Source organism: Achromobacter sp. 1014246743 (genome assembly GCF_059760725.1).
In genome coordinates this window covers 196,092-222,949 of the sequence record NZ_JCBANA010000001.1, presented here as the reverse complement: position 1 = coordinate 222,949, position 26,858 = coordinate 196,092, and the positions used below count along the sequence as shown (strand labels likewise).

At 65.2% G+C, this 26,858-nt stretch carries 25 protein-coding genes and 1 tRNA gene; 10 read left to right on the top strand and 16 right to left on the bottom strand.

Annotation, left to right across the window (positions count from 1 at the left end):
• Positions 1-68: 68 nt before the first annotated feature.
• The 3 genes from secG to AC6LJ2_RS01050 all read right to left on the bottom strand — a co-directional run bounded on the left by secG (position 69) and on the right by AC6LJ2_RS01050 (position 2,436).
• A complete protein-coding gene (gene secG / locus AC6LJ2_RS01060; RefSeq protein ID WP_263910311.1) occupies positions 69-560 on the bottom strand; it encodes a preprotein translocase subunit SecG in 492 nt (163 codons plus the stop codon).
• Positions 561-581: 21 nt separating this feature from the next.
• On the bottom strand, positions 582-1,328 hold the full coding sequence (gene tpiA, locus AC6LJ2_RS01055; protein ID WP_263910310.1) for a triose-phosphate isomerase: 747 nt from the start codon (positions 1,326-1,328) through the stop codon (positions 582-584).
• 130 nt (positions 1,329-1,458) lie between these two features.
• Positions 1,459-2,436: a zinc-binding dehydrogenase gene (locus AC6LJ2_RS01050; RefSeq protein ID WP_263910309.1), complete on the bottom strand. Its 978-nt coding sequence runs from the start codon at positions 2,434-2,436 to the stop codon at positions 1,459-1,461.
• Positions 2,437-2,557: 121 nt separating this feature from the next.
• On the opposite strand from AC6LJ2_RS01050, the gene AC6LJ2_RS01045 reads away from it, so the two are divergent.
• The 3 genes from AC6LJ2_RS01045 (at position 2,558) to AC6LJ2_RS01035 (ending at position 5,153) form a co-directional block, all read left to right on the top strand.
• Positions 2,558-2,647, top strand: a tRNA-Ser gene (locus tag AC6LJ2_RS01045).
• Between the two features lie 256 nt (positions 2,648-2,903).
• Positions 2,904-4,325 carry a DUF1254 domain-containing protein gene (locus AC6LJ2_RS01040; protein WP_498150552.1) on the top strand — a complete coding sequence of 474 codons (1,422 nt, stop codon included), beginning with the start codon at positions 2,904-2,906 and terminating at the stop codon, positions 4,323-4,325.
• Positions 4,326-4,409: 84 nt separating this feature from the next.
• Positions 4,410-5,153, top strand: a complete 744-nt coding sequence (locus AC6LJ2_RS01035) for a 2'-5' RNA ligase family protein (RefSeq protein WP_263910307.1) — start codon at positions 4,410-4,412, stop codon at positions 5,151-5,153.
• 2 nt (positions 5,154-5,155) lie between these two features.
• Here the strand turns inward: AC6LJ2_RS01035 and AC6LJ2_RS01030 are convergent, their stop codons facing one another.
• The 6 genes from AC6LJ2_RS01030 to AC6LJ2_RS01005 form a co-directional block, all read right to left on the bottom strand.
• On the bottom strand, positions 5,156-5,788 hold the full coding sequence (locus AC6LJ2_RS01030; protein WP_445658329.1) for a PqiC family protein: 633 nt from the start codon (positions 5,786-5,788) through the stop codon (positions 5,156-5,158).
• Positions 5,785-7,446 (bottom strand): PqiB family protein, encoded by a 1,662-nt coding sequence (locus AC6LJ2_RS01025; RefSeq protein WP_263910305.1) that lies wholly within the window; start codon positions 7,444-7,446, stop codon positions 5,785-5,787. The genes AC6LJ2_RS01030 and AC6LJ2_RS01025 overlap by 4 nt, the downstream gene beginning before the upstream one ends.
• The gene (locus AC6LJ2_RS01020) at positions 7,443-8,075 is read right to left on the bottom strand and encodes a paraquat-inducible protein A (RefSeq protein WP_445658328.1); all 633 of its coding nucleotides are present in this window, start codon (positions 8,073-8,075) and stop codon (positions 7,443-7,445) included. Before AC6LJ2_RS01020 ends, AC6LJ2_RS01025 begins: the two co-directional genes overlap by 4 nt.
• Positions 8,072-8,704: a paraquat-inducible protein A gene (locus AC6LJ2_RS01015; protein ID WP_263910303.1), complete on the bottom strand. Its 633-nt coding sequence runs from the start codon at positions 8,702-8,704 to the stop codon at positions 8,072-8,074. Before AC6LJ2_RS01015 ends, AC6LJ2_RS01020 begins: the two co-directional genes overlap by 4 nt.
• Before the next feature lie 202 nt (positions 8,705-8,906).
• On the bottom strand, positions 8,907-9,890 hold the full coding sequence (locus AC6LJ2_RS01010) for an AraC family transcriptional regulator (protein ID WP_498150551.1): 984 nt from the start codon (positions 9,888-9,890) through the stop codon (positions 8,907-8,909).
• A 290-nt stretch (positions 9,891-10,180) separates the two neighbouring features.
• Positions 10,181-10,771 (bottom strand): lipid-binding SYLF domain-containing protein, encoded by a 591-nt coding sequence (locus AC6LJ2_RS01005; protein WP_498150550.1) that lies wholly within the window; start codon positions 10,769-10,771, stop codon positions 10,181-10,183.
• 271 nt (positions 10,772-11,042) lie between these two features.
• Here AC6LJ2_RS01005 and AC6LJ2_RS01000 point away from each other — a divergent pair, with 271 nt between their 5' ends.
• Together AC6LJ2_RS01000 and AC6LJ2_RS00995 are read left to right on the top strand one after the other, a co-directional pair.
• Positions 11,043-11,858 carry an EAL domain-containing protein gene (locus AC6LJ2_RS01000; protein ID WP_445658324.1) on the top strand — a complete coding sequence of 272 codons (816 nt, stop codon included), beginning with the start codon at positions 11,043-11,045 and terminating at the stop codon, positions 11,856-11,858.
• A 176-nt stretch (positions 11,859-12,034) separates the two neighbouring features.
• Entirely contained in the window at positions 12,035-12,667 is a 633-nt protein-coding gene (locus tag AC6LJ2_RS00995) for a class I SAM-dependent methyltransferase (RefSeq protein ID WP_498150549.1), read from the top strand.
• On the opposite strand, the gene AC6LJ2_RS00990 is transcribed toward AC6LJ2_RS00995, so the two are convergent.
• The 4 genes from AC6LJ2_RS00990 to AC6LJ2_RS00975 form a co-directional block, all read right to left on the bottom strand.
• Positions 12,634-13,569, bottom strand: a complete 936-nt coding sequence (locus tag AC6LJ2_RS00990; protein WP_263910298.1) for a hydroxymethylglutaryl-CoA lyase — start codon at positions 13,567-13,569, stop codon at positions 12,634-12,636. The two genes, AC6LJ2_RS00995 and AC6LJ2_RS00990, sit on opposite strands and share 34 nt — an antisense overlap.
• Positions 13,570-13,598: 29 nt before the next feature.
• Complete coding sequence (locus AC6LJ2_RS00985) at positions 13,599-14,558, bottom strand: Bug family tripartite tricarboxylate transporter substrate binding protein (RefSeq protein ID WP_498150548.1); 960 nt, start codon at positions 14,556-14,558, stop codon at positions 13,599-13,601.
• A 72-nt stretch (positions 14,559-14,630) separates the two neighbouring features.
• Positions 14,631-15,824: a CaiB/BaiF CoA transferase family protein gene (locus AC6LJ2_RS00980; RefSeq protein ID WP_498150556.1), complete on the bottom strand. Its 1,194-nt coding sequence runs from the start codon at positions 15,822-15,824 to the stop codon at positions 14,631-14,633.
• A gap of 205 nt (positions 15,825-16,029) precedes the next feature.
• Entirely contained in the window at positions 16,030-16,950 is a 921-nt protein-coding gene (locus tag AC6LJ2_RS00975; protein ID WP_263910295.1) for a LysR family transcriptional regulator, read from the bottom strand.
• 280 nt (positions 16,951-17,230) lie between these two features.
• Between AC6LJ2_RS00975 and AC6LJ2_RS00970 the strand changes: the two genes are divergently transcribed.
• The 3 genes from AC6LJ2_RS00970 (at position 17,231) to AC6LJ2_RS00960 (ending at position 21,676) form a co-directional block, all read left to right on the top strand.
• Positions 17,231-18,205, top strand: a complete 975-nt coding sequence (locus AC6LJ2_RS00970) for an RDD family protein (RefSeq protein WP_498150547.1) — start codon at positions 17,231-17,233, stop codon at positions 18,203-18,205.
• Between the two features lie 59 nt (positions 18,206-18,264).
• Positions 18,265-19,800, top strand: coding sequence for a tetratricopeptide repeat protein (locus AC6LJ2_RS00965; RefSeq protein ID WP_498150546.1), 1,536 nt, complete (start codon positions 18,265-18,267; stop codon positions 19,798-19,800).
• 157 nt (positions 19,801-19,957) lie between these two features.
• A complete protein-coding gene (locus AC6LJ2_RS00960) occupies positions 19,958-21,676 on the top strand; it encodes a thiamine pyrophosphate-dependent enzyme (protein ID WP_498150545.1) in 1,719 nt (572 codons plus the stop codon).
• A gap of 10 nt (positions 21,677-21,686) precedes the next feature.
• Here the strand turns inward: AC6LJ2_RS00960 and AC6LJ2_RS00955 are convergent, their stop codons facing one another.
• The gene (locus AC6LJ2_RS00955) at positions 21,687-22,610 is read right to left on the bottom strand and encodes a LysR substrate-binding domain-containing protein (protein WP_498150544.1); all 924 of its coding nucleotides are present in this window, start codon (positions 22,608-22,610) and stop codon (positions 21,687-21,689) included.
• Between the two features lie 80 nt (positions 22,611-22,690).
• Here AC6LJ2_RS00955 and AC6LJ2_RS00950 point away from each other — a divergent pair, with 80 nt between their 5' ends.
• Both AC6LJ2_RS00950 and AC6LJ2_RS00945 read left to right on the top strand, forming a co-directional pair.
• Positions 22,691-23,614, top strand: a complete 924-nt coding sequence (locus tag AC6LJ2_RS00950; RefSeq protein WP_498150543.1) for a carbon-nitrogen hydrolase family protein — start codon at positions 22,691-22,693, stop codon at positions 23,612-23,614.
• Between the two features lie 511 nt (positions 23,615-24,125).
• On the top strand, positions 24,126-24,686 hold the full coding sequence (locus tag AC6LJ2_RS00945; RefSeq protein ID WP_498150542.1) for a PIN domain-containing protein: 561 nt from the start codon (positions 24,126-24,128) through the stop codon (positions 24,684-24,686).
• 31 nt (positions 24,687-24,717) lie between these two features.
• Here AC6LJ2_RS00945 and AC6LJ2_RS00940 read toward each other — a convergent pair whose 3' ends face one another.
• Positions 24,718-25,935, bottom strand: coding sequence for a threonine ammonia-lyase (locus AC6LJ2_RS00940; protein ID WP_175190891.1), 1,218 nt, complete (start codon positions 25,933-25,935; stop codon positions 24,718-24,720).
• Positions 25,936-25,950: 15 nt separating this feature from the next.
• Complete coding sequence (locus tag AC6LJ2_RS00935; RefSeq protein ID WP_498150555.1) at positions 25,951-26,685, bottom strand: hypothetical protein; 735 nt, start codon at positions 26,683-26,685, stop codon at positions 25,951-25,953.
• Between the last annotated feature and the right edge of the window lie 173 nt (positions 26,686-26,858).

Below are 26,858 nucleotides of genomic sequence, written 5' to 3'. Positions count from 1 at the left end.
CGGCTGCCCAGGGTTGCCGCGCCCATGAAAAAAGCCGGCTTGCGCCGGCTTTTTTGCATGCGAAGGGCTTACTTCGCAGGCGTTTCGGCGGGCTTGTCGCCGGCAGCGGGGGCCGACGGCACCGACGCATCGGGCTTGGCGGCCGGCGCCGAACCCGGAACCGACGAAGCGCCCGGCACGGACGAGGCGCCCGGCACCGAAGCGCCACCCGGCACGGACGACGCCCCCGGCGTGGCGGGCGCCGCGCCCGGCACTTGCGGCACCGAACGGTCGGCCGGGAAGCTTTGCATCACGCCGCTGTCGACCGCGGAAGCCCCGGTGCCCTTGTGGCTGACATAGGCCAGGCCGGCGGTGGACGCGAAGAAGACCACGGCGGCCCACTTGGTGGCACGCGACAGGAAGTTGGCCGCGCCGGTGGCGCCGAACAGGCTGCCCGACGAGCCGCTACCGAAAGCGGACCCCATGTCGGCGCCTTTGCCCTGCTGCAGCAGGACCAGCACGATGATAGCCAGCGCCGAGATCACTTGGACGGCCAGCAGAAGTTTGAGCATCAAGGGCATTACAGACTCCGGAACGGAAACTTAGATGGCGGCGATTCGCAAAAATTCTTCGGCCACGAGCGACGCGCCGCCGACCAGGGCTCCGTCGATATCAGTCATGGCGAACAAACTGGCGGCATTGGCAGCTTTGACGCTGCCGCCGTACAAAACCTGTACCTGGGCCGCGCCCAGCGCGGCCAGGGCGGCGCGGATGGCGCCGTGGACTTCCTGCGCCTGCTCGGGGCTGGCGGTGCGGCCGGTGCCGATGGCCCAGACGGGCTCGTAGGCCAGCACCATGCGCGAGACGGCCTCGGCGCCCAGGGCCAGCACGGGCTTGAGCTGGCGCTCGATGACGGCCAGCGTGTTGCCGGCTTCGCGGTCGGCCAGGGACTCGCCCACGCAGACCACCGGGGTCAGCCCGGCGGCCAGGGCGGCGCGGGCCTTGTCGGCGACGACCTGGTCGGTTTCACCGTGCAGTACGCGGCGCTCGGAGTGGCCGGCCAGCGCATAGCGGCAGCCGAATTCCTTGAGCATGGGGCCGGAGACTTCGCCGGTATAGGCGCCCTTGTCGTGCGCGCTGACGTCTTGCGCGCCCCAGGACACGGCGCTGCCGGTCAGGGCCGACGCGGCCTGGGCCAGATACGGAAACGGAACGCAGACGCCGATTTCGCAATGGCTCGCGGCATCCGCGGCGCGCAGCTCGGTCAGCAACGCAGCGTTCTCAGCCAGGTTGCCGTGCATCTTCCAGTTGCCCAGCACGAGGCGGGCGCGGTTTTCGACTGAAGTCATGGCGCAAATGTCAGAGTGGATGAACCCGGCGGAAAAAAGCACCCGCCCACGGGCTGGCCTGGAAATAATTCCAGGCGAAACCCGAGATTGTATCCTGTTGCGCGGCGCTGCGCCGGACGCCGCGCGTTTCTTACACCGTCAGGATGATTTTGCCGATATTCTCGCCGCCTTCCATCATGGCGTGGGCCTGGGCGGCCTGGGCCAGCGGGAAGGTGGCGTGGACGATGGGCTTGATGGCGCCCTGCTCCAGCAGGGGCCAGGCGTGCTGGCGCAGCGCCTGGGCGATGGCGCCCTTGAAATCCACCGGTCGGGGACGCAACGTCGACCCCGTGATGGTCAGGCGGCGGCGCATCACCTGGCTGGTGTCCACGCTGGCCTGGGCCCCGCCCAGCTGGGCGATGATGACGATGCGGCCGTCGTCGGCCAGGCACTGCATGTCGCGGGCGATATAGTCGCCGGCCACCATGTCCAGGATCACGTCGACGCCCTGGCCGCCGGTGGCATCCTTCACTTCCTTGACGAAGTCCTGGGTCTTGTAATTGATGCCCAACGTGGCGCCCAGGGCCTCGACGGCGCGGGCCCGGTCGTCGCTGCCCACCGTGGCATAGACCTTGTGGCCCAGCGCGCGCGCCAGCTGGATGGCCGTGGTGCCGATGCCGCTGGCGCCGCCGTGCACCAGCAGGGCCTCGCCGGCCGACAGGCGACCACGGTCGAACACGTTGCTCCAGACGGTGAAGTAGGTTTCCGGCAGGCCGGCGGCTTCGATGTCGGACAGGCCCTTGGGAATGGGCAGGCACTGGGCGGCGGGCGCGACACAGTATTCGGCGTAGCCGCCACCGGCGACCAGGGCGCAGACCTTGTCGCCCACCGAGAAACCGCTGCCGGCGAGGTCGCCGCCGACGATTTCGCCGGCCACTTCCAGGCCCGGCAGATCGGACGCGCCAGGGGGCGGCGCGTAGTTGCCCTTGCGCTGGAACACGTCGGGGCGGTTGACGCCGGCGGCGCTGACCTTGATCAGGACTTCGCCCTGGCCGGGTTGCGGCATGGGGCGTTCTACGGGGACCAGCACCTCGGGGCCGCCCGGGCGGGAGATTTCTACAGCGTGCATCGCGTGCCTCCTTTGCGGCAAATAGATTATTATTGCGCCCTTTACGGCAGGTCGCGTTTTCAGCAGGCGGAGTGTTTGCCTGGCGGCCGGATCGCCGTTGCCGCAGTACATTGCAATACCAGGAAGCGTGGCAGAGTGGTCGATTGCACCGGTCTTGAAAACCGGCAAGGGGTTAAACCCTTCGTGGGTTCGAATCCCACCGCTTCCGCCAACCCCTATTCCCCCCCGATCAGCCACCGGCTCAGGCACTCGCTTCGAGCCAGAAGGCTTGCGCCTGCCCCCTCCCCCCTCGATGCCCGCCGATGCTCGCGCCAGGGTGGGCCAGCGTCTTTGGCGTCAGATGGCAAGCCCCGGACGGGACCCCACTCCTATGATGCAAGGCGAGGACGCGAACGACGGAGCCGCGGCGCACGCCACGATCTGCTTCGCCGCAACGCGTCGATTGTCAGCAATCAGTGGGAGAACCTATGAAGATTACCCGTCGTTCCGTCTTGTTGGCGGGATCGAGCTTGCTTGCCAGCACGGCAATGGCTCGCACAGCGCTCGCCGGTCAGCGGGCGCTTTCCAGCCCCGGCCCCGCGGCAAACGATGCGGATCTGGCGATCGACGCTTACATCTTCGGCTACCCCTTGGTGACGATGGAGATGACGCGCCGGATCATCACCAATGTCGCCGAACCTGGCGGGGTGCGGGGCCCGATGGGGCAGATCATCAAGGCGCGCAGCTATCCCGACGCCTCATTCCGGGACGTCACCGCACCGAACGCCGATACGCTGTACACCAACGCCTTCTTTGACGTGGGCAGCGAACCCTGGGTGCTCAGCATCCCTGACATGAAAGACCGTTATTCCCTGATGCCGATGCTCGACGGCTGGACGACGGTGTTCGAGGTTCCGGGCAAACGCACGACCGGCAGCGGGGCGCAGACCTACGCAATCACCGGCCCTGGCTGGAAAGGCACCCTGCCCGAGGGGGTCAAGGAATACAAATCGCCCACCAGCATCGTATGGATGCTCGGCCGCATCTATTGCACCGGCACGCCCGAAGACTATGCCGCCGTCCATGCCTTGCAGGATGCGTTCAAGCTCGTCCCCCTGAGTGCGTACGGCAAGCCATACACCCCGCCGGCAGGCAAGGTCGACCCGACCCTGGACATGGCTACCGCGGTGCGCGACCAGGTCAATCAGATGGACGCGCTGTCGTACTTCACGCTGCTGTGCGAACTGATGAAGACGAATCCGCCGTCCCAGGCCGATGCGCCGCACGTCGCCAGGTTCAAGCGCCTGGGCATCGTCCCGGGCCAGGACTTCGACCGAAGCCAACAGGCGGCGGACGTCTTCAGCGGCGTTCCGAAGGCTGGCGTCGACAGGATCATGCAGCATTACCAGACCCTCAAGAACGACAACGGCTGGTCATTCACGACGCACACGGGCACCTACGGCACCGACTATCTGATGCGGGCGCTCATCACCGCTATCGGGCTTGGCGCAAACCGGCCCCAGGACGCGATCTACCCGATCTCGAAGAATGATGCAGAGGGTCGTCCCTACAACGGCTCGAACCGCTATGTCATGCGGTTCCCCAAAGGCCATTTGCCGCCTGTGGAAGGATTCTGGTCGTTGACGATGTATGACGACGGCTACTTCTTCGTGGACAACCCGCTCGACCGGTATTCGATCAGTCCGCGCCAGAACCTGCGGGTCAATGCGGATGGATCGACCGATCTCTATATACAGAAGGATTCGCCGGGCAAGGACAAGGAGTCGAATTGGCTGCCCGCCCCTGCCGGGGATTTCATCCTGATGCTCAGAACCTATTGGCCACGCGCAACCGCCCCATCCATCCTCGACGGGACCTGGGCCATTCCGGCCGTGCACAAGGTCAGTTGAGCCGCACGCGTACGCGCCACATCGACACAGCGGGCCGGCGTCTCGCCGGCCCTCGGCAGACAACAACCTCTCGGGATTCACAAGATGAGACATGCGCTCCGTCGCCGCCAATGGCTCAACCAGGCCTGCGCCATCGGCCTGGCAACCTTGGTCAGCTGGAACATCGGGCTGCCGCAGGCGGCCGCCGCCCCAGGCAACGTCACGGCAATCGACATACTCCTGGAACCCGATGCGACCATGCTCGAAAAGGCCGAGACAACCAACGCACGGCTGCTCAGGGCTTATCCCCAGGGGTTCGCGCTGGACGATACCCATCGCCCGCACATCACGGTCATCCAGCGTTTCGTCCGCACGGCCGATCTGGACAAGGTCTATGCAGCGGCCAATGACGTGCTTGCGCAATCGAAAGTAAGACAGATGCGGCTCGAGGCGTTCCGGTATTTTTACCTGCCAAGCGGGGCGACCGGCCTGGCGGCCATTGTCGCCCGCCCCACCCCGGCGCTGCTGGCGTTGCAGGCCGACCTGCTTGCCGCCGTGGCGCCCTACACGGCCGAGACGGGTGACTCGACGGCGTTCGTGACAACCCCCGAAGATCCTGTCATCGATCCCGTCCTGATTGCCTACGTGTCGACCTATGATTCGATCGCGGCGGGTAGAAAATACAGCCCGCATGTCACGACAGGCGTGGCCCTGAAGGCAGATCTCGACAAGATGCTGGCCGAGCCGTTCGAGGCATTTTCGTTCGCGCCTGCCGGCGCCGCGGTCTACCAGCTAGGACAATTCGGCACGGCCTCCAAAAAGCTCAAGCAGCTTGATTTTCCCAAGTAGGCTCAAGATCGCGCCAGCGCAGGCTCGCAACGCGGCTGGCGCGACGTTGACCACGACATGGCGTCCCGGCCGATCTGGTCGGCCAACGCAGCGATCACCCGTTGCTGCGCTTGCACCAACGCGGGGTAACCGGCAGCGGCCGGTTCTTCAAAACGCCCCTGGCATACCCGCTTGTCGGCGCCAGGCTCTCGCGCATCCCCCAGGGTCCAGCCCGCCTCAAGCTGCACGCGCTTTCCCGGCCACGCATCCAATCGGCGGATCTGCAGTTTCACCCTGATCACCGGCACACTGCCTGGCCAGGACAAGCCCGCGACGTCCTGGGTGCCCAGGCGGTCGACCAATCTTGCCGACAACGCAGTGCGTACTTCCTCGTCCAATGGCCCCAGCCATCGTTCGTCGTCCAGGATGGCGAGTGCGCCGCTGTCATCCTGCCGCACCACAAGTTGCGGCTGATTCAGGTATTCCGGCAACGACACCGGCATCACGTCGATGACGAAGCGTGCCGGCGCGCGGTCGGTCTGGATGGCTTCCTGGGGATGCAGCAACGTGTAGTGGCGGACAGGCGCCGAAGTGCTGCAAGCGCCCAGGCCGAGGGTCAGGGCAAGCAGGCTGATGCGCATCGATCGGTTCATCATCGGGAAGTCTCCATCTTGCTGCGGGACGGCGCTGCGGCAGCCTCGGCCGCGGCATTCTCGGGGCGGCCTCGCACCAGCGATTCCGGGTACCGGCTCAGCAGGTCGGTCAACGTGCGAACCGAGCGTGCCGCGCGCTGGACCTCTTGAAGGGCCTGGCCCAGGCTCTGTCTCAGGGACGCATCTTCGGCAAGCATTCCCTGCGCGGCGCCGATGGTCTGCTGCGCCTGGCGCAGCGTCTGCGTGGCCTGCGGCAGGACCTGGCCGTTCACCTGCAACAGCACTTTATTCAGGTTGGCAAAGGACGCGTCCAGATTGCGCGCGATGCTGTCCAACGGCATCTTGTCGATCTTGCCCACGATGCTGGCGAACCGCTCCTGCAATTGGTCGAAGCTGCCGCTGACGGTCGGCAGCATCATGGGACGCCGCTCAGGATCAAAGGCCACCTTCGGTGTATTGGGTATGAAATCCAGGGCGATATACAGTTGGCCCGTCAGCAGATTGCCGGTCCTGGCCTGGGCCCTCAGGCCGTGGGCCACCATTTCCTGCACCATGCGCACCAGCCGATCTTCCTCGCTTCCATCAACGTCCGGCATTTTTTCCAGGATTTCGCTCAGTCGCTGCGGATAGATCACGATGCCGACCTTGGACTGGAAGCGACGCCTGACGGCGTCGTAATCCGGCTTGATGGAAATGACCTTGCCAATGTCCATGCCGTCGAACTGCACCGCGGCGCCAATGGCCAGGCCGCGCAGAGATTGCTCGAAGACCAGATAGGCGGCCTGCGACGGGCCGTCAGGGGGAGCCAGGGCGGCCTGCTGATCCTTGGCCAACTCGTACGCCGTATCCTCGGCTGCCGGCTCGCCGGAGGCGCCGGGCGAGGTGCCGAAAGACACGCCGCCAGCGAGAATGGTGGCGATCGACTGCGTCTGCAGCTTGAACCCGTCCGCGCCCAGCGAGACGTCCACCCCGCTGGCATTCCAGAAGCGCGTGGCCGTAGTGACAAACCGGTCGTAGGGCGCATTGACGAAAAGCCGCAAGGCGACCGCCTTGCCATCTTCGCCCAACTGGTATGACGCAACGCGGCCCACCTGAATGCGCCGGTAATACACAGGCGACCCCACGTCCAACGAGCCGAGATCTTCGGTGTGCAAGACGAAGGACCGGCCGGGCGTATCCCCGATGACGGTGGGAGGACTTTCCAGGCCCGTGAAATCCGTGGCGGATTCGCTCGACTGGCCTCGGTCGACACCGATGTATGCCCCCGACAGCAACGTATCCACGCCGGAAACCCCATCGATACCGATGCGCGGGCGCACCACCCAAAAGCGCGAATCGACCCGCGCCAGGCTCGTCGCATCCTTATCGAGCGCCACCGTGGCCACCACGTGGGAGCCGTCTTCGCTCAGGCCGATGGCGGTCACCGTGCCGACATTGACGTCCTTGTACTTGACGAGCGTCTTGCCTTCTTCCAGGCCGGCCGCCGTCCGAAACGTGATGCTGATGACCGGACCTTGCGTCATCCAGGTCTGCACCAGCATGGAAAGCCCGATCAAGGCCGCGATGACCGGCACCAGCCAGACGAGCGAGAGCCGCCATCTTTTACGCGGAATCACCGCAGGAGCGCCAGGCACGGGAAGCTCCCTGGAAGCATCATTCATTCGTCATCACCCTTGATTTCACCGTCCCAGATATGCCTGGGGTCGAACGACATCGCTGCAAGCATGGTGAAAATCACGACCATGCCGAAGAAAAGAATGCCGATGCGGGGCGATATGTCGGTGAGGCCCTGGAACTGCACCAGGGCAGCCACCACCGCCACCACCAGCACATCCAGCATCGACCAGTACCCGACAAACTCCACCATGCGGTACAGCTTGGCGCGCTCCCGCCTCGCCCACCGACTGCGCCGTTGCGAAGTCACGAGCAGCAGCCCAAGCACCAGGAATTTCGCGCAAGGCACGGCCACGCTTGCAATGAAAATCACGAATGCAATGCCGTAGGAGCCTGATGCCCAGAACTCCACCGCCCCTTCCATGATCGTGCTCTCGCTGCCCTTGCCCAGCAGACTGGTGTGCATGACAGGCAGCACGTTGGCAGGGATATAGAAAATGATGGCAGTCATCAGCAGCGCCCAGGCGCGGGCAATGCTGTTCGGGCGCCGTTGGTGCAGCGCCGAGCCACAGCGAGGGCAGCGGCTGTGCCCAGGCGGGTCGGGGTGATCACAAACCAGGCCGCAGGTATGGCAGCCCACCACCGACAGGTCACTTGCGAAGGGCTGCCTGTTCATGCCGCGCTTTCGCTTCGTACCGCCGAATCCTGTTCGGTCTGATCCCACAGCGAAGAGAAGTCCCGGTGGGCAATCAAAGTGAGCAATATCATCAGGGCAGCGGTCGCCCACACCCCCGCGCCAAGGGTGACTTCCACCAGGCTGATCAGCTTGATGATCGCCACCAGGATGCCGAGGATGCCCACCTCGACCATGCTCCATGGCTTCAAGAGCGCCAACATGCGCAGGGCGCCAGCAAAGCCAGGGGCGCGATGGCCGGCCCGCGCAGGGATCAGCACCCATGAAAGCAGAGAGATCTGCGCCAGGGGCACCAGGATGATCACCAGCGCAGTAACCATCGCCAGGGGAGCCACGCTTCCCTGGGCCAGGGCCCAGGCGAATTCCCACAACGTCGCTTCTCGATGCATGCCATTCAGGTTGATGCGTACGACCGGGCAAATGTTGGCAATCAGAAACACCACGGCGGTGGTCAGGGTCAATGCCAGCCAGCGGTCCGCATCCAGCGGATTGGCGCGTTCAAGCACGGCCTCACAGCGGCGGCAGCGTGCGACCTCGCCTGCCGCCAGGCGGCATCGTTGGTACACGCTGTCGCAATGTTCACAGGCCACCAGGTGGGGATAGACGTTCATGTTGTTGCCGGGATAACCGTGGGGTTGCATGGCGAAGGCCGGCCTGGGCAAACCGAATGTCGCTCGTGAACTGGCCTTGGGCACAGCCCCGAGAGGCTACAGAAAGCGCCGCACCCGGGCTTGCCATTCGACGCCAAAATCGGGCGAGACCGGCGTCAAGAGGATCAAGGCAGCAACGGTTGTGCCACGCCGCCCAGTCGGATCAGGCTGGATTGAGCTCGAGGGAGCGGAAGCGAGACGGCGCAAGCCCCGTCCACCGCTTGAAAGCGCGCGTGAAATGCGCGGGATCGCTGTAGCCGACCATATAGGCAATTTCAGTCGCTGAATATTTGCCCAGCCTGATCAGCCGCAGCGCTTCGCTGCGCCGCGTCTCGTCCTTCAGGCTTTCAAAATCGACGCCGCTGCATTGGAGCCGCCGCTGCAGCGTCCGCGGCGACATACCGATTTTCTTGGCAACGGATTCGAGATTGATTTCTTCCTGCTCGGCAATCCGTTCGATCAGCAGACCCGCGGTATCGATGGTCGACTGCAGCGCCCGTGTAATCTTGCGCGAGTCGTCTTTCGGTCCTTGAAAAGGCGCATCGAGCAAATCACGGTCAAATTCGACCATATTATGTTCGGCCCCGGTTTCGATATTCGGACCCAGGCACTCTTGCAATGCGTCGTCACCCCGTGCTGTCGGCGTCTGCAAGTGCACGCGTATCGCCGACGGCGCGCCGGCCAGAAGTGGCACCTTGCGCAATACGGCGAGGCTTCCAAAAATGAACTGCCGCGGATCCGCTCCCAGCGGACCGGTGAACCTATGAATCAGTTTCGTCGTGCGGCCTTCGGTGACGATTCGAACTTCTCCCCCCTGGTGCAGCATCGCCGCGTGGGTGGCGGCCATGGCACATGCCTCGCCCACATTCCGCGTGCCCAGAACCAGATTCCCCCAGGGGCCAAGCGAGCGCAGCTCCATCAAGCGGCCCACCTGGGCGCCGCCGAACGGGTCTTGCGCGATGGCAGCCATTTCGTTGGCGATATGGAAACACTGCGCCCGTGGCAGCCAGATATCCGGCGTCTGGAAAATGTTCGGGCAGACTCCCAGTCGCTGAAAGAATTCAAGCGCGGACACCCCCCGGCTGGCCAGGTAGGGCCCGATGTGCAAGAAGCTTCTGAGTTTGATGGACGGCGTGGCGTTCGACATGGATGCAGGCTTTTACGCTCAGCCCCATTGCCGGACGCGCCGCCTTCGGAAGGTGCTTCGCCCGATTATTATCTTGAGCTGAAAATCGTGGTCGAATTTACACCGTCCCCTTCGCGAAGGAATCAATCAAATCGACAAGCGAGACAAATCAGCATGAATAATGAGACATGGGCGCACGTCGCCTTCACGCACCGACGCCAACCCCAACCACGCCTGCATGGCCCGAGTACAAGCTGGGCCGGCAATCCGTAGCGTTGGAACCGGCATCGGCGACATTCCTGCGCAGCGTATCAGGGTGTGATGCTGGTGATCTTCGAGCCCTCGAGCCCCATGCCCGCCATCAGCCCCTGGGCGCCGAACGGGACGGCAAATACGTCCTGCGACAAGGTGGTGGTCGACACGCTGGAAGCAACGGACTTGTCCCAAGCCACCAGGCTGGGGCCACTGCCCAACGCCCAGCCATCGCTCTTCTCGAGGTAGCTGAGCGATTTCTGATTCATGAAGAAAAGTGCGTAGCCAAAGGTCTGGGCGCCGGCCTGCAGGCCCAACGACATGGCCGAGATTTCGTAGTAACCGATGAGTTCTTTACCCTTGAACAAGGTGCCCTGACCATGCTCGCCGCCGACCAGCAAACCCGCTTTGTAGATCTTGGGAAAAACCAGGACTGCGACCGCTTTCTCGCCCAGTTCTTTGGTGCTTGGTTCGGCAGCGTAAAGGTGTTGCAGCGCACTTGCGGAATCATTGCGGATCGCAAGCGCGTTGTCGGCGAACGCTGCGCTTGCCGGAGCCAGTGCGCAGGCGAACGCCAGCAAGGCCGACCGCATGCAACGCCCCCACTGCAGGCGGAGGACTTTCAGATATTTATTGCTTTCCTTGAACATGGAATACCCTGATTTGGTTAAGCGCCGCGTTACATCAGCACGCTGCGAGTATTTAGACCAGGGTAATCTCTGTCAAGATTGATCGATGCGTCCGCTGCATTTCGAATACAGATTCAACTGCAATTTCGAATTTGGCATCAAATGGCAAGACGCCACAGGATAATCATTCTAAGCTGGGCTGGCGCATCGCCATTTCAGCGTACCCGGCAAATAGTTGTTCCTGTCTTTTTGGATTGCAGTAGATGCTTCATTGATCGTTCAGAGAGGGCTCATGAATCAAGCAGCTTCCAATCAGGCATTCGAGTCGCTGCAAGATGCGCTGACCCATGCGCTGATGCACGACGAGATGTCTCTGCAATATCAGCCCATAGTTGACGGAGCGCGCAGAATTATCGGCATGGAAGCGTTGATGCGCTGGAACTCCGCCGAGTACGGCCAGATCCCGCCATCGCTGTTCGTGCCGCTTGCGGAACGAAGTGGCGCCATACTGAATATGGGCGCCTGGGCCCTGCAAGCCGGTTGCCAGCAACTACAGCGCTGGTCAGAAAGCCCGGCCACTGCGGGCTGGACATTGAGTATCAATGTCAGCGCTCGCCAATTCAATGATCTGCATTTCGTGGACGACGTCCTCAATCTGATAGATAAATATCAGATCGCCCGGGACAGGCTGATTCTTGAAGTCACGGAAAGCATGTTCCTGAACGCGAAGGGAAGCCGTCAACAGAACGACTTTCGGCGCCTTCGCGATGCCGGCCTGGGCATCGCCGTTGACGACTTCGGGACGGGATTTTCATCCATGCAATACCTGCGGTATTTATCCATCTCCCGAATAAAAATCGACAAGACATTCGTTGATGAAGTGGTGGCAAGCAAGAAGGATCAAGGAATCGTGGGCGCCATCCTCATGTTGGCTGACGCGCTGGAGGCAGATGTTGTCGCCGAAGGCGTCGAGACTGCCGGGCAATTGTCTTACCTGAAAAGCGTGGGGTGCTCGGCATTCCAGGGCTTTCTTTTTGGCAGGCCTGGCGACGCCGCGCTCTTCACACAAACCTGCCCCACGCCGATGCACTGCGGGAATGACGCATGACGGCCGCCATCCTTGCCGGCGCAGGGGCAAGGGTTAACGCGACCCCTCGTTAACACGCTTATCATTAACAGCTGAATTAGTCCTGAAATAGGACGAATTCGTCTACTATTTGGCGCATTCCGGGCGGCAGCGGTGGCAAGCCCGGCAAAAAAACCGGCGGCACAGCCAGGTTGACCATGCCCAAACTGAAAGACGCATTGAAGTCAGGTTTGTTTCGCCTGTCTCCCGCCCTGGCCGCGCGCTGCGGCGTGCAATTTCCCTTGCGGGCGCCCAACCGGGCATTCCTCGAACAGCAGATATTCGGCTACCTGAACCAGTTGGCCAACGGCCCGCGAGGCCCGGGACGCTGCCTGTTCCTGGGCATGGGTGAATACACCTGGCACTACCCCCGGTTGCTCAAGCCCGAGTTCTATTCCCTGGACATGGACCCGGAGCAAGCCCGCTACGGCATGCCCGGCAAGCACCTGACCGGTAGCGCCACCGAGATGGCGGCGTTCTACGAGCCGGGCTTTTTCGACGTGGTGGTGGCCAACGGCCTGATCGGCTATGGCCTGAACGACCTCGCGGGCTACGAACGCATGCTGCAACAGTGCCACGCGGTGCTCAAGCCCGGCGGCCTGCTGGTGCTGGGCTACAACGACACGCCCGAGCGCGCGCCATTTCCCGTGCATGTCGACGCATTGGGGCTGTTCACGCCCTTCGTGCCACCGATCCCCGGCGTGGTCCGGCCGCGCCACCCCATCCGCGACAAGTACCACCACGTATTCATCTTTGGTCAGCGGCGCGACACCGAGGCGATCGCCGCGTAGGTTTTCGGAATTCCCGCCGCCGCCACGCCACTGCGCAGGATTTCCTGCGGCAACGCATTCGCCAGCAACTCACGCGCGGCGAGCAGTTCAGCGAGATCCACACCGGTGCGGTAGCCCATGCTTTCCAACATGAACACCAGGTCCTCGGTGACGATGTTGCCCGACGCGCCCGGCGCGAAGGGGCAACCGCCCAGGCCGCCCAGGCAGGCGTCGAACGCGCGGATGCCCTCGTCCAGTCCGGCCAGCGCGTTGGCCAGCCCCAGACCCATGGTGTCGTGCAGATGCAGCTTGACCAGCCGCACGCCGATCGCATCCTGGGCGGCCCGCACGGCATCGCGCACCTGGGCGGGATGGGCATAGCCCACCGTGTCGGCCAGCGCGATCTCGTCAGCCCCGGCACGCGCCACCGCCGCGGCCACCTGCGCCACCCGCCGCACCGGCACCGCGCCTTCCAACGAACAGCCAAAGGCCGTGGCGACGGCGGCATCCACCCGCACCGCCCTCGGCTGCGCCCGCAACCAATCGACGATGGCCGCCACCGCCTCCACCTGCGCGTCCGTGCCCTTGCCGACGTTGGCGTGGCTATGCGTATCGCTGACCGACACGGGGATGGCGATCACGTGGGCGCCCGCCTCGTAGGCGGCGATGGCCCCCTTCAGGTTGCAAGCCAATGCGCAGACGGTCACGCCGTCCAGGTCCAGCGTCGCGGGCAGCACCTGCGCCGTGTCTGCCATCTGCGGCACCCGCCGCGGCGAGACAAAGCTGCCCACCTCGATTTCACGCAGGCCGGCCGCGGCCAGCTGCCGTATCCAGCGCAGCTTGTCGGCCGCCGGCATCATGCCGCGCGCCATCTGCAGCCCGTCGCGCGGGCCGACTTCGCACAGCCTGACTTCCTGATCCATGATGGTTTCCCTGTTCAATGCGCCGGGGGCTATTGCTGCACCACGATGCCCGCCGCGGCGATGGTCCGGCGGGCCTTGCCGATATCGGACCGGATGAGCGCGGCGAACTGCTCCGCGGAGACGGGATCGGTCTCCAGTCCTTGCGAGGCCAGTGCGTCCTGGACGTCCTTGCGCGCCAGCAGCTTGTTGAAATCGGCATTCAGCCGTGCCACCACGTCGGCGGGCGTCTTGGCCGGGGCCAGCACGCCGTAGTAGGTCACCACGCTGAAATCCTTGTAGCCCAGCTCGGCCACGGTGGGCACATCGGGCAGCGCCGGGTTGCGCTTGGGCGACGTCACGGCCAAGGCACGCACCTTGCCCGCCTTGATCAAGGCGGCGGCCGACGAGATCGAGGACCCGGCAAACTGCAGATGCCCGCCCATCAGGTCGGCCAGCGCGGGCGCAGAGCCCTTGTAGGGCACGTGCTGCATCTTGAAGCCGGCCTCGTGCTGCAGCATCTCCATGGCGATGTGCACGCCCCCGCCGGTGCCGGACGTGCCGTACGACATCTTGTTCGGCTCTTTCCTGGCGGCCTCGATCACCTCGGGCAGCGTCTTGTAGGGCGAACTCTCGGACACCAGCAGCACCATCGGCGTGGTCGCCACCAGCGCCACCGGCGCCAGGTCCTTGACCGGGTCGTACGCCACCTTCATCAACAGCGGAATCAGGGTGACGTTGTCGGACTGGCCGATCACCAGGTCATAGCCCTGCGCGGGCGCGCGGGCCGCTTCGGCCAGGCCCAGCGCAGTGCCGGCGCCCGGCTTGTTTTCGGGCACCACGGCCCAGCCGTTCAGCTCGTGCAGCTTGTTGCTCATCAGCCGCCCGATGTAGTCGGTGCCGCCGCCCGGCGTGGACGGGATGATGATGCGGATGGGCTTGTTGGGATAGTCCTGCGCGTGGGCGGCACAGGCGATGGCCAGGCTGGCCACCGCCAAGAGTTTGCGGATCATCGGATAGTCTCCTCTTTGATGGATGTCTTGGCGGTCTGCGCCGCCTCGACGGGGACAGGTTCTACGACCTGGTCATCGGCCTTCGCAACGGATGATTCCCGCCGTGTGCAGGGCCTCGATGCGCGCGGCATCCAGTCCCAGCCCCCGCAGGATGGCTTCGGTATGGCTGCCCTGCCCGGGCGGATCGGAACGCTTGCCGGCCTTGCGCCCGTCGAACTCGATCGGCAGGGCCGCGGCCGAAATCTCGCCGCCGTCCGGCAAGGCCGTGGCCAGCAGCGCGCCGCCGGCGTTCAGGTGTTCGTCCTGCAGCAGATCGTGGGGCTGGCGGATGGGGCCGTACGACAGGTTCGCCGCCTCCAGCGCGGCGCACAGTTCGTCGGTCTTCCAGGCCTTCAGGATTTCGCCCACCCCAGGCACCAGCCACGAACGTGCCGCTTCGCGATCCACGGCCGTTGCCAGGCGCGGATCGGCGGCCCATTCGGGCGGCAGGAATTTCTGCGCGAAATTGCGCCATTGCGCGTCGCCCACCACCGCCACGAAGACTCGGCCGTCGGCCGTCTCGAAAACGTCGTACACGCCCCATGGCGGCTTGCGCTCGGCGCCGAAAGGCTTGGGCGCCGTACCCGTCAGCTGGAACTGCGCGATGAACTGCGCCACCAGCAGCAAGTTGTTCTCGAACAAGCCCGAACGCACATGACGGCCGCGCCCGGTGGTGTGGCGGTCGTGCAGCGCGGCCAGCGCACCCACCACGCCGAAGGTGCCGCCCAGGATGTCGTTGACGGATGCCGCCACTCGCTGCGGGGTGTCGGCGCCGCCATTGATGTAGGCCAGCCCGCCCATCATCTGCACCACCTCGTCCAGGGCAGTGCGATGCTTGTAGGGCCCCGACAGGAAGCCCTTGAGCGACACGTAGATCAGTCCGGGGTTCTCGGCCGACAGGCTTTCGTAGTCCAGCCCATATCGCGCCAGGCTGCCGTCGCGGAAGTTCTCCACCAGCATGTCCGCCTGCAACGCCAGCTGGCGCGCCAGCGCCTGCCCTTCGGTGGACTTCAGGTCGATCGACAGGCTTTGCTTGTTGCGGTTGAAGACGGGAAAGTAGCCGCTGCCCGAGCCCTTCAGGCGCCGCGTGCGGTCGCCGTCGAGGGGTTCCACCTTGATCACCTCGGCGCCCAGGTCGGCCAGCGCCAGGCCGGCGGCGGGCCCCATGATCATGTGGGACAGCTCCAGCACCTTGATGCCGCGCAGGGGCAATTCGCTGGTGTCCATGAAGGGTGAAGCCGGTGCTGCTGTCATCGATGTTTCCTCTTGCCGTGGCCCCCAGCCGAAGGGCATCCCCCTGGGCCAGTACGCAGCCATCATCGCGACCGCTGCACGTTCGGAAAAGCAATCTTTGAGCACCGGGGCATTCTCGTTTGGGAACGTCCGGGTTAGCCCTAGGCCGGACGCCTCGGCATCCCGCGGCGCACCACCGCTAGGGCTTGGACACGGCCCCCAAGTGCGCCAGCAACGCGCGCGCCGCGGGTGGCAAGGCAGCCAGATCGCGCACCGCAATGCACAACGGCGTGCCGGACCAGGGTCCGGACAAGGCGATGAAGCGGATGTCCTGGCTGGCATGGCGCGGCTTCAGGTACATGGGCACGACCGCCACGCCCATGCCCCGCGCCACCAGGTTGCAGATGGTCTCGTGCGAACTGACACGCGCGCTGATGCGCCGGGTGACGCCAGCCTCTCGCGCAGCGCGTTCGAATACCGCGCTGATGCCATTGTCGCGATTCAGCTCGATCAACTCGTACGGCAGCAACTGCGCATAGTCCAGGATCTCGCTGTCGGCCAGCAGGTGCCGCGTCGGCACCACGGCCGCCAATTCACAGTAGCCGCAGGGAAACACCTGCAGGCCGTCGTGGCCGAAGTCCGACCCCACCGCCACGTCGGCGCGCCCTTCCAGCACTTCCTGGAAGACCTGCTGCGTCGTGCTTTCTTCCAGCGCGATCTCGATCTGGGGATAGGCCCGGCGAAACGACTGGATCTGCGCCGGCAGATCGCCCGACAACGCGGCCACGCTGGCCGCCAGCCGGATGCGGCCGCGCACGCCGGTGGCAAAGCCCGCCATTTCGCGGTGCATGCGGTCCATCTGCTGCAGCAGCAGCCGGGCATGGCCGGCCAGCCCCTGGCCGGCGGGCGTGGCCTGCACACCCTTGACGCCGCGCTCCAGCAACGGCACGCCAAAGGCCTCTTCCATGTCGATCATGCGTTTGCTGACCGCCGACGGTACGATGTTCTCGCGCGCCGCGGCGCGCGCCAGGCTGCCTTCTTCCAGCGCAGCCAGGAACAGGCGCAGGGAAACCGGGTCGATGTCGCGGGGATGGGGCGGTGCAGGGGTGGGGCGCTTCATGCCGGGAAGTGTCCCGCGGCGCTCCCTGGACCGGGATCGGGGTTTTCCCCAGCCAACTGCCGCGCGGTCCGATACACTGCGCCTGGCCGTCACGAAGCCCTGCGGTACCGGGCGGGTCCGCGCGGCACAGGACACGCGTCATCACATCGACAACCAGAACAAGACCTGAACCATGCAGTGCCCCAAATGCAATTGGCAGAACCCGGCCTCCCATAGCCACTGCTTCAGCTGCCACGCGCCATTGCCCGCCGCAGCGCCCCCTGCCACGCCCCGCAAGGCCGTGAAAGCCAAGCCAGCCGCCCAGGCCGCCACCCCCCGGAGCGTGGCGCCGTTCCCCGGCATCTGGGCACGGCTGGCGGCCAGCGCGGTGGACGCGGCCACGATGATCGCGGCGATGTTCGCGTTTTCGTCGGCGGCCTCCCTCAGCTATCAGGGGCTCCTGGAACAGCCTGCGCCCGCATTGCTGTGGCTGGCGGCAGGCCTCATCGGCCTGTTGCTGCCGGCGCTGATGGACGCCTGGGGGTCCGGCTCTCCCGGCAAGCGCCTGTTCAAGCAGCGCGTGGTGACGCGCAGCGGCCGAAGCCCCGGCCTGCTTCGCTCCGTGTGGCGGCACCTGATGAAGTTTCCGTTGAACCTGGCGCTGCCCGGTCTGTTTCACCACATCCAGCAAGCCATCTTCGGCGATCGCGCCATGCACAACTGGGCCGCCGGCACTTATGTGGTGTCCAGCCATGCCGATCCCCGGGCGGTGCAGGCCGCGCTGGGCCAGGCACGGTCGATCACCGGCGTCGGCAAGTTCCTGCTGTTCGCCGCGGGCGCGGCGGTGCTGGTGCTGGGTGGCTTCGTGCTGGCCGCGCTGACCTTGGGCAAGCAAGAGGCCGACAGCCCCCTGGCCGCCGACGTGCGCCGGCTGGATCTGGTGTCGGACCCGATCAGGATGCTGGCGGAAAATCATTACCGCAGTGCCGGCCGCTACGCCGCGACATTGCAGGAACTGGGCGTGACGCCTGAATCGTTGGCGGCCAATGGATTTTCGAATCTGGAACTGAATCCGGTGAACGGCGTGCTGCGCTTCACCATCGCCGGCTCGGCCAGCGCGCAGGGCGAACCCACCCTGGCCGGCAAGCATCTGGTCTATCTGCCCGAATTGCGTGCCGAACGCAAAGGCGGCGGTATCCGCCGGTGGCAGTGCGGCAGCGATGACATCGCCGCCACAGACCGGCCCTACAAGTGTCGCCACGCCGCTGCGCCCTGATCGCGCACGCATCGCTCCCCACGGACGCGCCAGCCGGCGCGTCGTCCCTGGAAATCCGCATGTCCAACCTGATCGAATCCATCCTGCTCGCTGACGACGGCGACGACCATCCGCAGATGCTCGCCCTGTGCGAACAGGCGGTGCGCGAACAGCCGAACGTCGCCCTGACGTGGGCGCTGCGCGCCCGCTGCCACGACAAACGCGGCGCGCCGGCGGCGCGTGACGCCGACCTGGCGCGCGCGCTGGCGCTGGACCCTCACTGCGCCGACGCCTTGCGCGTGCGCGCCACGGCAGCCTACGACGACGGCGACCACGAAGCGGCCTGGCACATCCTGCGCGACGCCCGCCAACGCGCGCCCTCGCATTTCGGCCTGCTGATGGCCGAGGCCTACGTGCTGATCAACGACGAACGGCTGCAGGACGCCATCGACTGCTGGACCCGCGCGATCCAGCAACGGCCGCAGGCCGGCGCCCCGCACTGCTACATCGCGTCCAACCTGGCCAATGCCGGTCGCCATACCGAGGCCGTGCCGTATTTCGAGCGCGCCGTCGCGCTCGCCCCCGGCAATGGCCGCTTCATGTATGACGCCGGCAATACCTACCGCCGCCTGGGCGACCTGGACAAGGCCATCGCCATGTTCGACCGATCGCGCGCGATCCTGGGCGAACAGAACGCCATCCAGCACAACCGCGCTTCCTGCCTGCAGGCCATGGGGCGCCACGCCGATGCCGTCGAGGAATGGACCAGCCTGCTGCGCCGCGAGCCCGACTGGGATTGGCCGCTGGAAGGCAAGGCCCGCTCGCTGCACCGGCTGGACCGAGCCGACGAGGCCAAGCCGTTGTGGCGACGTTTGGACGCGCTGTCGGACAACGGCTGGGAAGGCCGCAAGGAACAGGCCCGCGAATACGTGCGCAGCGGCGAGCCCGAACTGGCCGAACTGGCCCTGCGCGATCTGGACCCCCTGTCCAGCGGCGACGCCCAATTGCTGTTCGTGGCCGGCAACGCACAGCGCGACCAGCGCCAGTGGGAACAAGCGCTGGCCTATTACCTGCAAGGCTATGAACTGGCGCCGAAGAACGACTTCCTGCCGGGCAACGCGGCCGACATGCTCGTCCGCCTGGAACGCTACGGCGAAGCGCTGCCCTTGTCGGAAGTGGCCATCGCGCTGGATCCCGATTGGGTGAAATGGCGCCGTGTGCGCATCGACGCCTTGATCGGGCTGGAACGAGGTGCGGAAGCAGCAGCCGAGGCCGCGCGCGCCCAGCAACGCTGGCCCGACGACAGCATGCTGCAGGCAGACACTGTCAACGCCCTGATCGCCGCCCGCCGCCACGACGATGCACTGGCGGCCTGCGACCGCCTGGTCGCGATGGATCCGACATACCGCGACTGGGCGTTGTATTCGCGCGGCGAGATCTACGGCGCCATGTCGCGCCACGCGGAATCGGCAACCGCGTTCCGCCAGGCCGCGGCAGCCTATCAGCAGAACGGCAAGCCTCAGTACCAGCAACTGTCGCTGGACAATGCCCTGGCGGCGGAACAGGCCGCCAGCAAACCGCGTGGGTTGCTGGGGCGGCTGTTCGGACGCAAATAGGCAGAAGGGGAGATCGGGCCGTCCCCTCGCGAAGAAAATCGACGCGGCAATTGGGATACTGTTTCCCACTGCACAAACGCCTGCCTGCAGGAACTTCGGCGCAAGCTCTTGATCGGACTTACTGGTTTCTAGCGAGTCCCTGATCAAGGAGATCTGCATGCCGAGCAAAAAAGTCGCCGAAATCGTTGTCAACGCCCTGGAGGCCGCAGGCGTTCGCCATTGCTATGGCATTGTCGGAGACCCCCTGAACCACGTCACCGATGCCATTCACCGCAGCAAGATCCAGTGGGTGCATGTGCGCCACGAAGAAGCCGCCGCCTTCGCGGCGGGTGCCGAGTCCTATGTCAGCGGCAACCTGACCGCCTGCGCGGGATCCTGCGGGCCGGGCAGCCTGCATTTCATCAATGGCATCTACGAAGCCCAGCGCAATCGGGCGCCCATGGTGCTGATCGCCAGCCAGATCGTCACGTCGCAATTGGGCATGGACTTCCCCCAGGAAGTCGACTTCAAGTCGATCTACACCAATTGCTCCGTGTTCTGCGAACAGGTTCAATCTCCTGATCAAGCACGGCGTGTCGTCACGCAAGCCTGCCAGGCCGCGCTCAACCGCCGCGGTGTGGCCGTCGTGATCCTGCCGGCCGATATCAGCCAGGCCCAGGTCCAGGACGACTTGCCGTACTCGGTGCATTTCCCGCAACCCGTGCTGCGCCCCAACGATGCCGAATTGCAGCAGATCGCCCACCTGCTGGCCCGCGGCAAGAAGGTAGGCATCTACGCCGGCTCTGGCTGCCAAGGTGCGCATGATCTCCTGATCGCCCTGGCGGGCCGGCTCAATGCGCCGATCGCCCATACCTCGCGCGCCAAGGATTTCGTCGAATACGACAATCCGTTCAATATGGGCATGACCGGCATGATCGGCATCAAGTCCGGCTTTCACATGATGAAGGAATGCGACACCTTGCTGCTGCTGGGAGCAGACTTCGCGTGGGCACAGTTCTATCCCGACAAGGCCACGCTCATCCAGGTTGACCGCGATGGCAGCCATCTCGGCCGGCGCCATCCCATTGACCTGGGCGTCGTGGGCGACGTGATTCCCACGCTCGAAGCGCTGCTGTCGCTGCTCGAACAACGTGACGACTGCGGCTTTCTCGAGGAATGCCTGAAGATTCACCAGCAATCGGTGCAGACACTGGAAAAAGAAGAGCAGGCCGGCTCCAGCGACCTGATCCATCCGCAGCATCTGGTCAGCCTGCTCGACAGACATGCCAGCGACGACGCGCTGTTTACCGCGGATGGTGGATCAGCCATGGTCTGGACGCTGCGGCACATCCACACCAACGGCAAACGCCGCACGCTTTCCAGCCTGGTCCACGGCACCATGGCCAACGCCATGCCACAGGCGCTCGGCCTGAAAAAGGCCTATCCGGACCGCCAGGTCATCGCCATCTCCGGCGACGGCGGTTTGACCATGCTGCTGGGCGACCTGCTGACCGCCATCCAGGAAAAACTGCCGATCAAGATCGTGGTGCTGAACAATGCCTCGCTGAACTTCGTCGAGCTCGAGCAAAAAGTGGAAGGTCTGCTGGACAACTACACCGACCTGCTCAACCCCGATTTCGCCAGGCTTGCGGAAGTGATCGGGTTCTACGGTCGCAAAGTGACCGTCGCGGACGAGCTGGATGCCGCGGTCCAGGAATTCCTTGCGCATCCCGGCCCAGCGCTTCTGGATGTCCACACCAATCCCGCCGAATTGGTCATGCCGCCCAAGGTCGAATTCGCCCAGGTCGCCGACACGGCGCTTTACGCCGCCAAGGCGGTGCTCAGCGGTCGGATCAAGGACGTCGAGGCCCTGGTCGTGAACAACTTCCTGAAATAGCCCCTTGGCTTCACCCCCAGCGGTAGCCTTGCAGCAGCCCCAACAGACAACGCCGGGCCGCCGCTACCGCTTCATCCCGCAACGCATCGGCACGCCAGCCCATTTCAATGGCATAGCCCGGCATGGCGATGGGGCACGGCAACAGCCGCAGCCCCGTCCCTGCCGCCAGGCCGCGCGCCGCGTGGGCTGGCAAGGTCGCCAGCGCGTCGCTGCCCCGCAGCAGGAATGGCAAGGCCGCAAAATGCGTGGTCGCCGCCAGCACGCGGCGCGTCAGCCCCATGCCGTGCAGCACCTCGTCCACCACGCCGATGAAGCCCCCCGACGACACCAGCACGTGCGCACGCCGCGTGAACGCGTCGACGGACAACCCGGTCTCGTCCGGTGCCAGGCTGGCCGCGTCCACCAGACAGGCGTAGCCGCCCTGCCCCACCGTCACCCGTTGCAGGGCAGGCGCGATGAGTCCGCCGGACGCGATCACCAGGTCCACCTCGCGCGCCATCAGCATGTCGGCCGCCAGGCGGCTGTGCGTCTGCCGAAAGATCAGTCGCAACCCCGGCGCGGTTTGCGCCAGCGCCATGATCGCCTCGCGCCCCAGCGCAATCTCGAAATCATCCGACAGCCCCAGCGTCACCGAGCGTCCCGCAAGGCTCGCGGCGCCCGGCCTGGCCAGCGAGAGACTCTGGCGGCATTTGTCCAGCGCCTCACCGATGATCGGCCGCAGCTCGCGCGCCCGCAGGCTGGGCGACAGGCCCCGACCCGTGCGCACGAACAGGGGATCCGCATAAAGCATGCGCAGGCGCGCCAACGCGGCGCTCACAGCCGATTGCGTCACGCCCAGCCGCAACGCTGCGCGGCCTGCGCCGCCCTCGTCGTAGATCGCCTCGAACACCTTGAGCAGGTTCAGGTCGGTCGATTCGATATCAATTTGGCTCATATCATTTATCTTCGAGCAGGATTGATTGATTTTAGGCCCACCCCGACACTGGCGGCATTCACCCACCCCAAGGAATCCGCATGACCGCCCAGACCGTCGCCGCATTGCAGATCGGCGCCTCGCCCGAAGGCAAAGAGAAAACCCTGGAACAGATCCTGGCCTTCGAAGCCGAGATCACCGCGTCCGGCGCAGTACTGGTCGTCATGCCGGAAGCCTTGCTGGGCGGCTACCCCAAGGGCGAGATCTTCGGCACCCGCCTGGGCTATCGGCTACCCGAGGGCCGCGAGGCCTACGCCCGCTACTACCGGAACGCCATCGACGTGCCCGGCCCCGAAACCGACGCCTTGGCCGCCCTGTCACAACGCACCGGCGCCAGCCTGGTGATCGGCGTCATCGAGCGCGCCGGCAGCACGCTGTACTGCACCGCCCTGTATTTCGATCCGGCCACCGGCCTGGCCGCCAAGCACCGCAAGCTGATGCCCACCGGCACCGAACGCCTGATCTGGGGCCAGGGCGATGGCTCCACCCTGCCCGTGCTGGACACCGCCGCGGGCCGCATCGGCGGCGCCATCTGCTGGGAAAACCACATGCCGCTGCTGCGCACCGCCATGTATGCGAAAGGCTTGCAGATCTGGTGCGCCCCCACGGTCGACGAACGCGACATCTGGCAATGTTCCATGCGCCACATCGCCCACGAAGGCCGCTGCTTCGTCATCAGCGCCTGCCAGGTGCAGCCGTCACCCGCCGAGTTGGGGCTGGACGTGCCGGGCTGGGACCCCAAGCGCCCCCTCATCAACGGCGGTTCGCTCATCGTCGGCCCGCTGGGCGACGTGCTCGCCGGCCCCTTGCACGGCCAGACGGGCCTCTTGACCGCCCAGGTCGACGTCGACGAGCTGGTACGCGCCCGCTACGACTTCGACGTGGTCGGCCACTACGCGCGGCCCGACGTGTTCAGCCTCAGCGTCGACGAACGGCCTCGCCATACCGTCCAGTTCATCGTGTGATTTCCCCCGGGCGGGTGGCTACCGGGGCGAAAGCGCCCTCCCAAGTGGTATAGTCACGCCCGCCGGATACCGCCCGCGTCCGTAGGGCGCGCGATGTATCCCATTGCCACCCCGCCCAGGGGCCGCAATGCCCGAGTGGTGAAATTGGTAGACACAAGGGACTTGAACTAATTTGAGCCCTTTGGAGGAAACTCCAAAGGTGTAGCCCGTCAAACTCGGCGAATGCCCTGGACCTGTTCCGAGCCAACGCCGAGCCAAGCCCGGTTTGAAAGAACCGGGAAGGTGTAGAGAGCAGACGGCGGGCACCTAAGGCCGCAAGGCTATGGTGAAGGCGTGCTCCAGACCACGAACAGCGCTCACGCGCTGGCGGCGAAAGCCGAAGTGGTAAGAAAATCCCTCGGCCGCAAGGCCGTACCGGTTCGATTCCGGTCTCGGGCACCACCCCATTGAGGCGCCATTGCGCACATCGTCGTCCACACCCCCCTTCATCGTCCTGGACGCCTGCGTCCTCATGTCCGGCATCCTGCGGCGCCTGCTGCTGCGCCTGGCCGATGCCGGCGTGTTCGCCCCCGTCTGGACGGACCGCATCGGCGAGGAATGGCGCCGCAACGCCTCGCGCATCTGGGACATCCCGCCGGAGGTGCTGGATGAATTCTGGGCAGAGATGAACACGCGCTTTCCCGAGGCCAACGAGGCCGACACGCAGGTGTACGAAGCCTCGCTGCGCTACAGCGACCCCAAGGACTTCCACGTCATCGCCGCCGGATTGGCGCGGCGCGCGCGTTGCGGCCTGGCCAAGACGCCTGCCGTGCAGGTGCTGACCTGGAACCTGAAGGACTTCAATCGCTCGGAATTGCGCCGCCAGGGGCTGGACGTGTACAACCCGGATCGCATGCTGGCGCAGTGGTGGCAGGACGACGCCGGCCGCATGCGCGAGGCGATCGCGCAGATCCCGGCGGACTACATCGCGCTGGGACGCGAACCCGAACCGTTGGCCACGACCTTGCACCGCGAACGCCTGTACCGCCTGAAGAACCAGGTGGGGCGTGATCCGGAACTAAGCGCCCGCTGAGACGCCACGCAGCGCGCGCCGCCGCGCCGCGTCAATGGTCGTGATTGCTGGCCGCGAAACCGGCTGCATTCAGGATATCGATCACTTCCTGGATATGTTCCGGCCCGCGCGTCTGCAGCACGAAGTCCACTTCCACATTGCGCACCGGCAGCGACGTGAATGCGCGCTGGTGATGCACTTCGGTGATGTTGGCCTGCGCATCGGCGATCAGCTTGGTGGCATGCGCCAGTGCGCCCGGCAGGTCGCGTAGATCCACGCGGATGCGGGCCAGACGCCCCGCGCGCACCATGCCGCGTTCGATCAGTTCGCCCAGCATCAGGGGGTCGATGTTGCCGCCGGTCAGCACCAGGCCGATGCGCTTGCCCTTGAATTGTTCGCTGCCCGCTTCCTGCGCGCGCAGCAGGGCCGCCAGGCCCGCCGCACCGGCGCCTTCGACCACGGTCTTTTCAATTTCCAGCAGCACCACGATGGCGTGCTCGATGTCGGCCTCGCTGACCAGCTCGATGTGGTCGACCAGCTTGGCTACGATGGGCTGCGTCAGCGCGCCGGGCGACTTCACGGCGATGCCTTCGGCGATGGTGTATTGGCCCTGCGGCATGGACACGCCCTTGACCGCGGCATACATGGCCGGGAAGCGTTCGGTCTGCACGCCGATGATCTCGATGCCCGGCTTGAGCGCCTTGGCCGCGGTGGCGATGCCCGAGATCAAGCCGCCGCCGCCAATCGCGATGACCAGCGTGTCCAGTTGCGGCTGGTCTTCCAGCATCTCCAGGGCCACGGTGCCCTGCCCCGAAATGACGGCTTCGTCGTCATACGGATGGATCATGATCAGCCCGCGCTGCTGGGCCAGCTCGTAGCCATGCGCCTTGGCGTCATCGAAGGTATCGCCCGCCAGCACGACTTCGGCGCCAAAGCGGCGCGTGTTGGCGACCTTGACGGTGGGCGTGAAGCGCGGCATCACGATCACGGCGGGCACGCCCATGCGCTGCGCGTGGTAGGCCACGCCTTGCGCGTGGTTGCCGGCCGACACGGCGATGACGCCCGCGCGGCGTTCGTCTTCGGACAGCGTCAGCATGCGGTTCAGCGCGCCGCGCTCCTTGAAGCTGGCAGTGAACTGCAGGTTCTCGAATTTCAGCCAGATTTCCGCGCCGAAGATGTCGGACAGGGTCCGCGACAGCGTGAACGGGGTCTTGAGCACCTGGCCACGCAGGTTTTCGCGGGCGGTCTGGATGGAAGCGATATCGATCACGATGGAAAATCCCGTTTAGCGCACTGGCAGGAAATTGAACAGCAACAGGCCTTGCGCATAGTTGATGCCGATGCGCCGCGAGTTCTCGCCCAGCAGATTGGCGATCAGGTCGAGGCGGCCGATGATGGCGCCGAACTCGCGTTCGAAACTGAGGTTGGTGGCCGTCTGCGACATCTCGTTGGCCAGCAGCAAAGGCTCGCCCTGATTGTTGCGGCGCGATGCCAGCAGCCAGGCCGCCGCCTCGACGTTCCGTGCGGCATTGTAGACCCGCTGCCCATCCAGCGCGTCGGTGGCGTACAGCCGCGTCTTGCCGTTATGGGCGGCGATGATGGTGTCGGCCAGGCCGTAGATGAAGGCCCCGACCCGATCCCCGGAATAGTTGGGGTCCAACGATACCGCCAGGATCTGGATGTCGTGCAGGCCCGCCAGATCGGCCGGCGGGATGCGCACTTCGATGGCATGTTTGACCCGCGACACCGCGGTCGCGTGGTCCGGCGCCCCCGTCTTGCGCCATTCGCGCGGATTGCGGCGGTACAGCTTGTCCAGCAGGCTGTACAGGCTGGCCAGGTTGTCGCGCACTTCGAGCGTGACGGTACGGTTGAAATCGGTCTGGACCAGCTGGTCCGCCGACATGGTCTCGCCCTTGGGCGATCCCTGGCCTGGCCCGGGGCTGGACATGCAGCCCGCCAGCAGCAACGCGGCGCCCAGCAACGCGAGAGCCGTGCCCGCCAGGGGTGCTTGCCTTCGCATCATGCCCGATCCATCCCGATCCCCCTGTCTGGCGCCTTGCCGGCCTGTCGTCGGCGCCGGCGCTCGTCTCGTACGCGCAAGACTTTACCGTAAGGCGCGCGAAGATGGGAGATGCCGGAGATACCAAGACGAAAGAAGATGAATCAGCGCGGCGCCAGGCAATAAAAAACGGC

Excerpts from the sequence above, each read along its gene's own strand:
- AC6LJ2_RS00965 (WP_498150546.1), top strand. The coding sequence starts at position 18,265 with ATGTCCAACCTGATCGAATCCATCCTGCTCGCTGACGACGGCGACGAC.
- AC6LJ2_RS01050 (WP_263910309.1), bottom strand. The coding sequence starts at position 2,436 with ATGCACGCTGTAGAAATCTCCCGCCCGGGCGGCCCCGAGGTGCTGGTC.
- AC6LJ2_RS01010 (WP_498150551.1), bottom strand. The coding sequence starts at position 9,890 with ATGTCGAACGCCACGCCGTCCATCAAACTCAGAAGCTTCTTGCACATC.
- AC6LJ2_RS01025 (WP_263910305.1), bottom strand. The coding sequence starts at position 7,446 with ATGAATGATGCTTCCAGGGAGCTTCCCGTGCCTGGCGCTCCTGCGGTG.
- AC6LJ2_RS00990 (WP_263910298.1), bottom strand. The coding sequence starts at position 13,569 with ATGGATCAGGAAGTCAGGCTGTGCGAAGTCGGCCCGCGCGACGGGCTG.
- AC6LJ2_RS00950 (WP_498150543.1), top strand. The coding sequence starts at position 22,691 with ATGACCGCCCAGACCGTCGCCGCATTGCAGATCGGCGCCTCGCCCGAA.
- tpiA (WP_263910310.1), bottom strand. The coding sequence starts at position 1,328 with ATGACTTCAGTCGAAAACCGCGCCCGCCTCGTGCTGGGCAACTGGAAG.
- AC6LJ2_RS00945 (WP_498150542.1), top strand. The coding sequence starts at position 24,126 with ATGTCCGGCATCCTGCGGCGCCTGCTGCTGCGCCTGGCCGATGCCGGC.
- AC6LJ2_RS00975 (WP_263910295.1), bottom strand. The coding sequence starts at position 16,950 with ATGAAGCGCCCCACCCCTGCACCGCCCCATCCCCGCGACATCGACCCG.
- AC6LJ2_RS01020 (WP_445658328.1), bottom strand. The coding sequence starts at position 8,075 with ATGAACAGGCAGCCCTTCGCAAGTGACCTGTCGGTGGTGGGCTGCCAT.
- AC6LJ2_RS00985 (WP_498150548.1), bottom strand. The coding sequence starts at position 14,558 with ATGATCCGCAAACTCTTGGCGGTGGCCAGCCTGGCCATCGCCTGTGCC.
- AC6LJ2_RS01035 (WP_263910307.1), top strand. The coding sequence starts at position 4,410 with ATGAGACATGCGCTCCGTCGCCGCCAATGGCTCAACCAGGCCTGCGCC.
- AC6LJ2_RS00995 (WP_498150549.1), top strand. The coding sequence starts at position 12,035 with ATGCCCAAACTGAAAGACGCATTGAAGTCAGGTTTGTTTCGCCTGTCT.
- AC6LJ2_RS01005 (WP_498150550.1), bottom strand. The coding sequence starts at position 10,771 with ATGTTCAAGGAAAGCAATAAATATCTGAAAGTCCTCCGCCTGCAGTGG.
- AC6LJ2_RS01015 (WP_263910303.1), bottom strand. The coding sequence starts at position 8,704 with ATGAACGTCTATCCCCACCTGGTGGCCTGTGAACATTGCGACAGCGTG.
- AC6LJ2_RS01000 (WP_445658324.1), top strand. The coding sequence starts at position 11,043 with ATGAATCAAGCAGCTTCCAATCAGGCATTCGAGTCGCTGCAAGATGCG.
- AC6LJ2_RS01030 (WP_445658329.1), bottom strand. The coding sequence starts at position 5,788 with ATGATGAACCGATCGATGCGCATCAGCCTGCTTGCCCTGACCCTCGGC.
- AC6LJ2_RS00980 (WP_498150556.1), bottom strand. The coding sequence starts at position 15,824 with ATGGACACCAGCGAATTGCCCCTGCGCGGCATCAAGGTGCTGGAGCTG.
- AC6LJ2_RS01040 (WP_498150552.1), top strand. The coding sequence starts at position 2,904 with ATGAAGATTACCCGTCGTTCCGTCTTGTTGGCGGGATCGAGCTTGCTT.
- AC6LJ2_RS00955 (WP_498150544.1), bottom strand. The coding sequence starts at position 22,610 with ATGAGCCAAATTGATATCGAATCGACCGACCTGAACCTGCTCAAGGTG.
- secG (WP_263910311.1), bottom strand. The coding sequence starts at position 560 with ATGCCCTTGATGCTCAAACTTCTGCTGGCCGTCCAAGTGATCTCGGCG.
- AC6LJ2_RS00960 (WP_498150545.1), top strand. The coding sequence starts at position 19,958 with ATGCCGAGCAAAAAAGTCGCCGAAATCGTTGTCAACGCCCTGGAGGCC.
- AC6LJ2_RS00935 (WP_498150555.1), bottom strand. The coding sequence starts at position 26,685 with ATGCGAAGGCAAGCACCCCTGGCGGGCACGGCTCTCGCGTTGCTGGGC.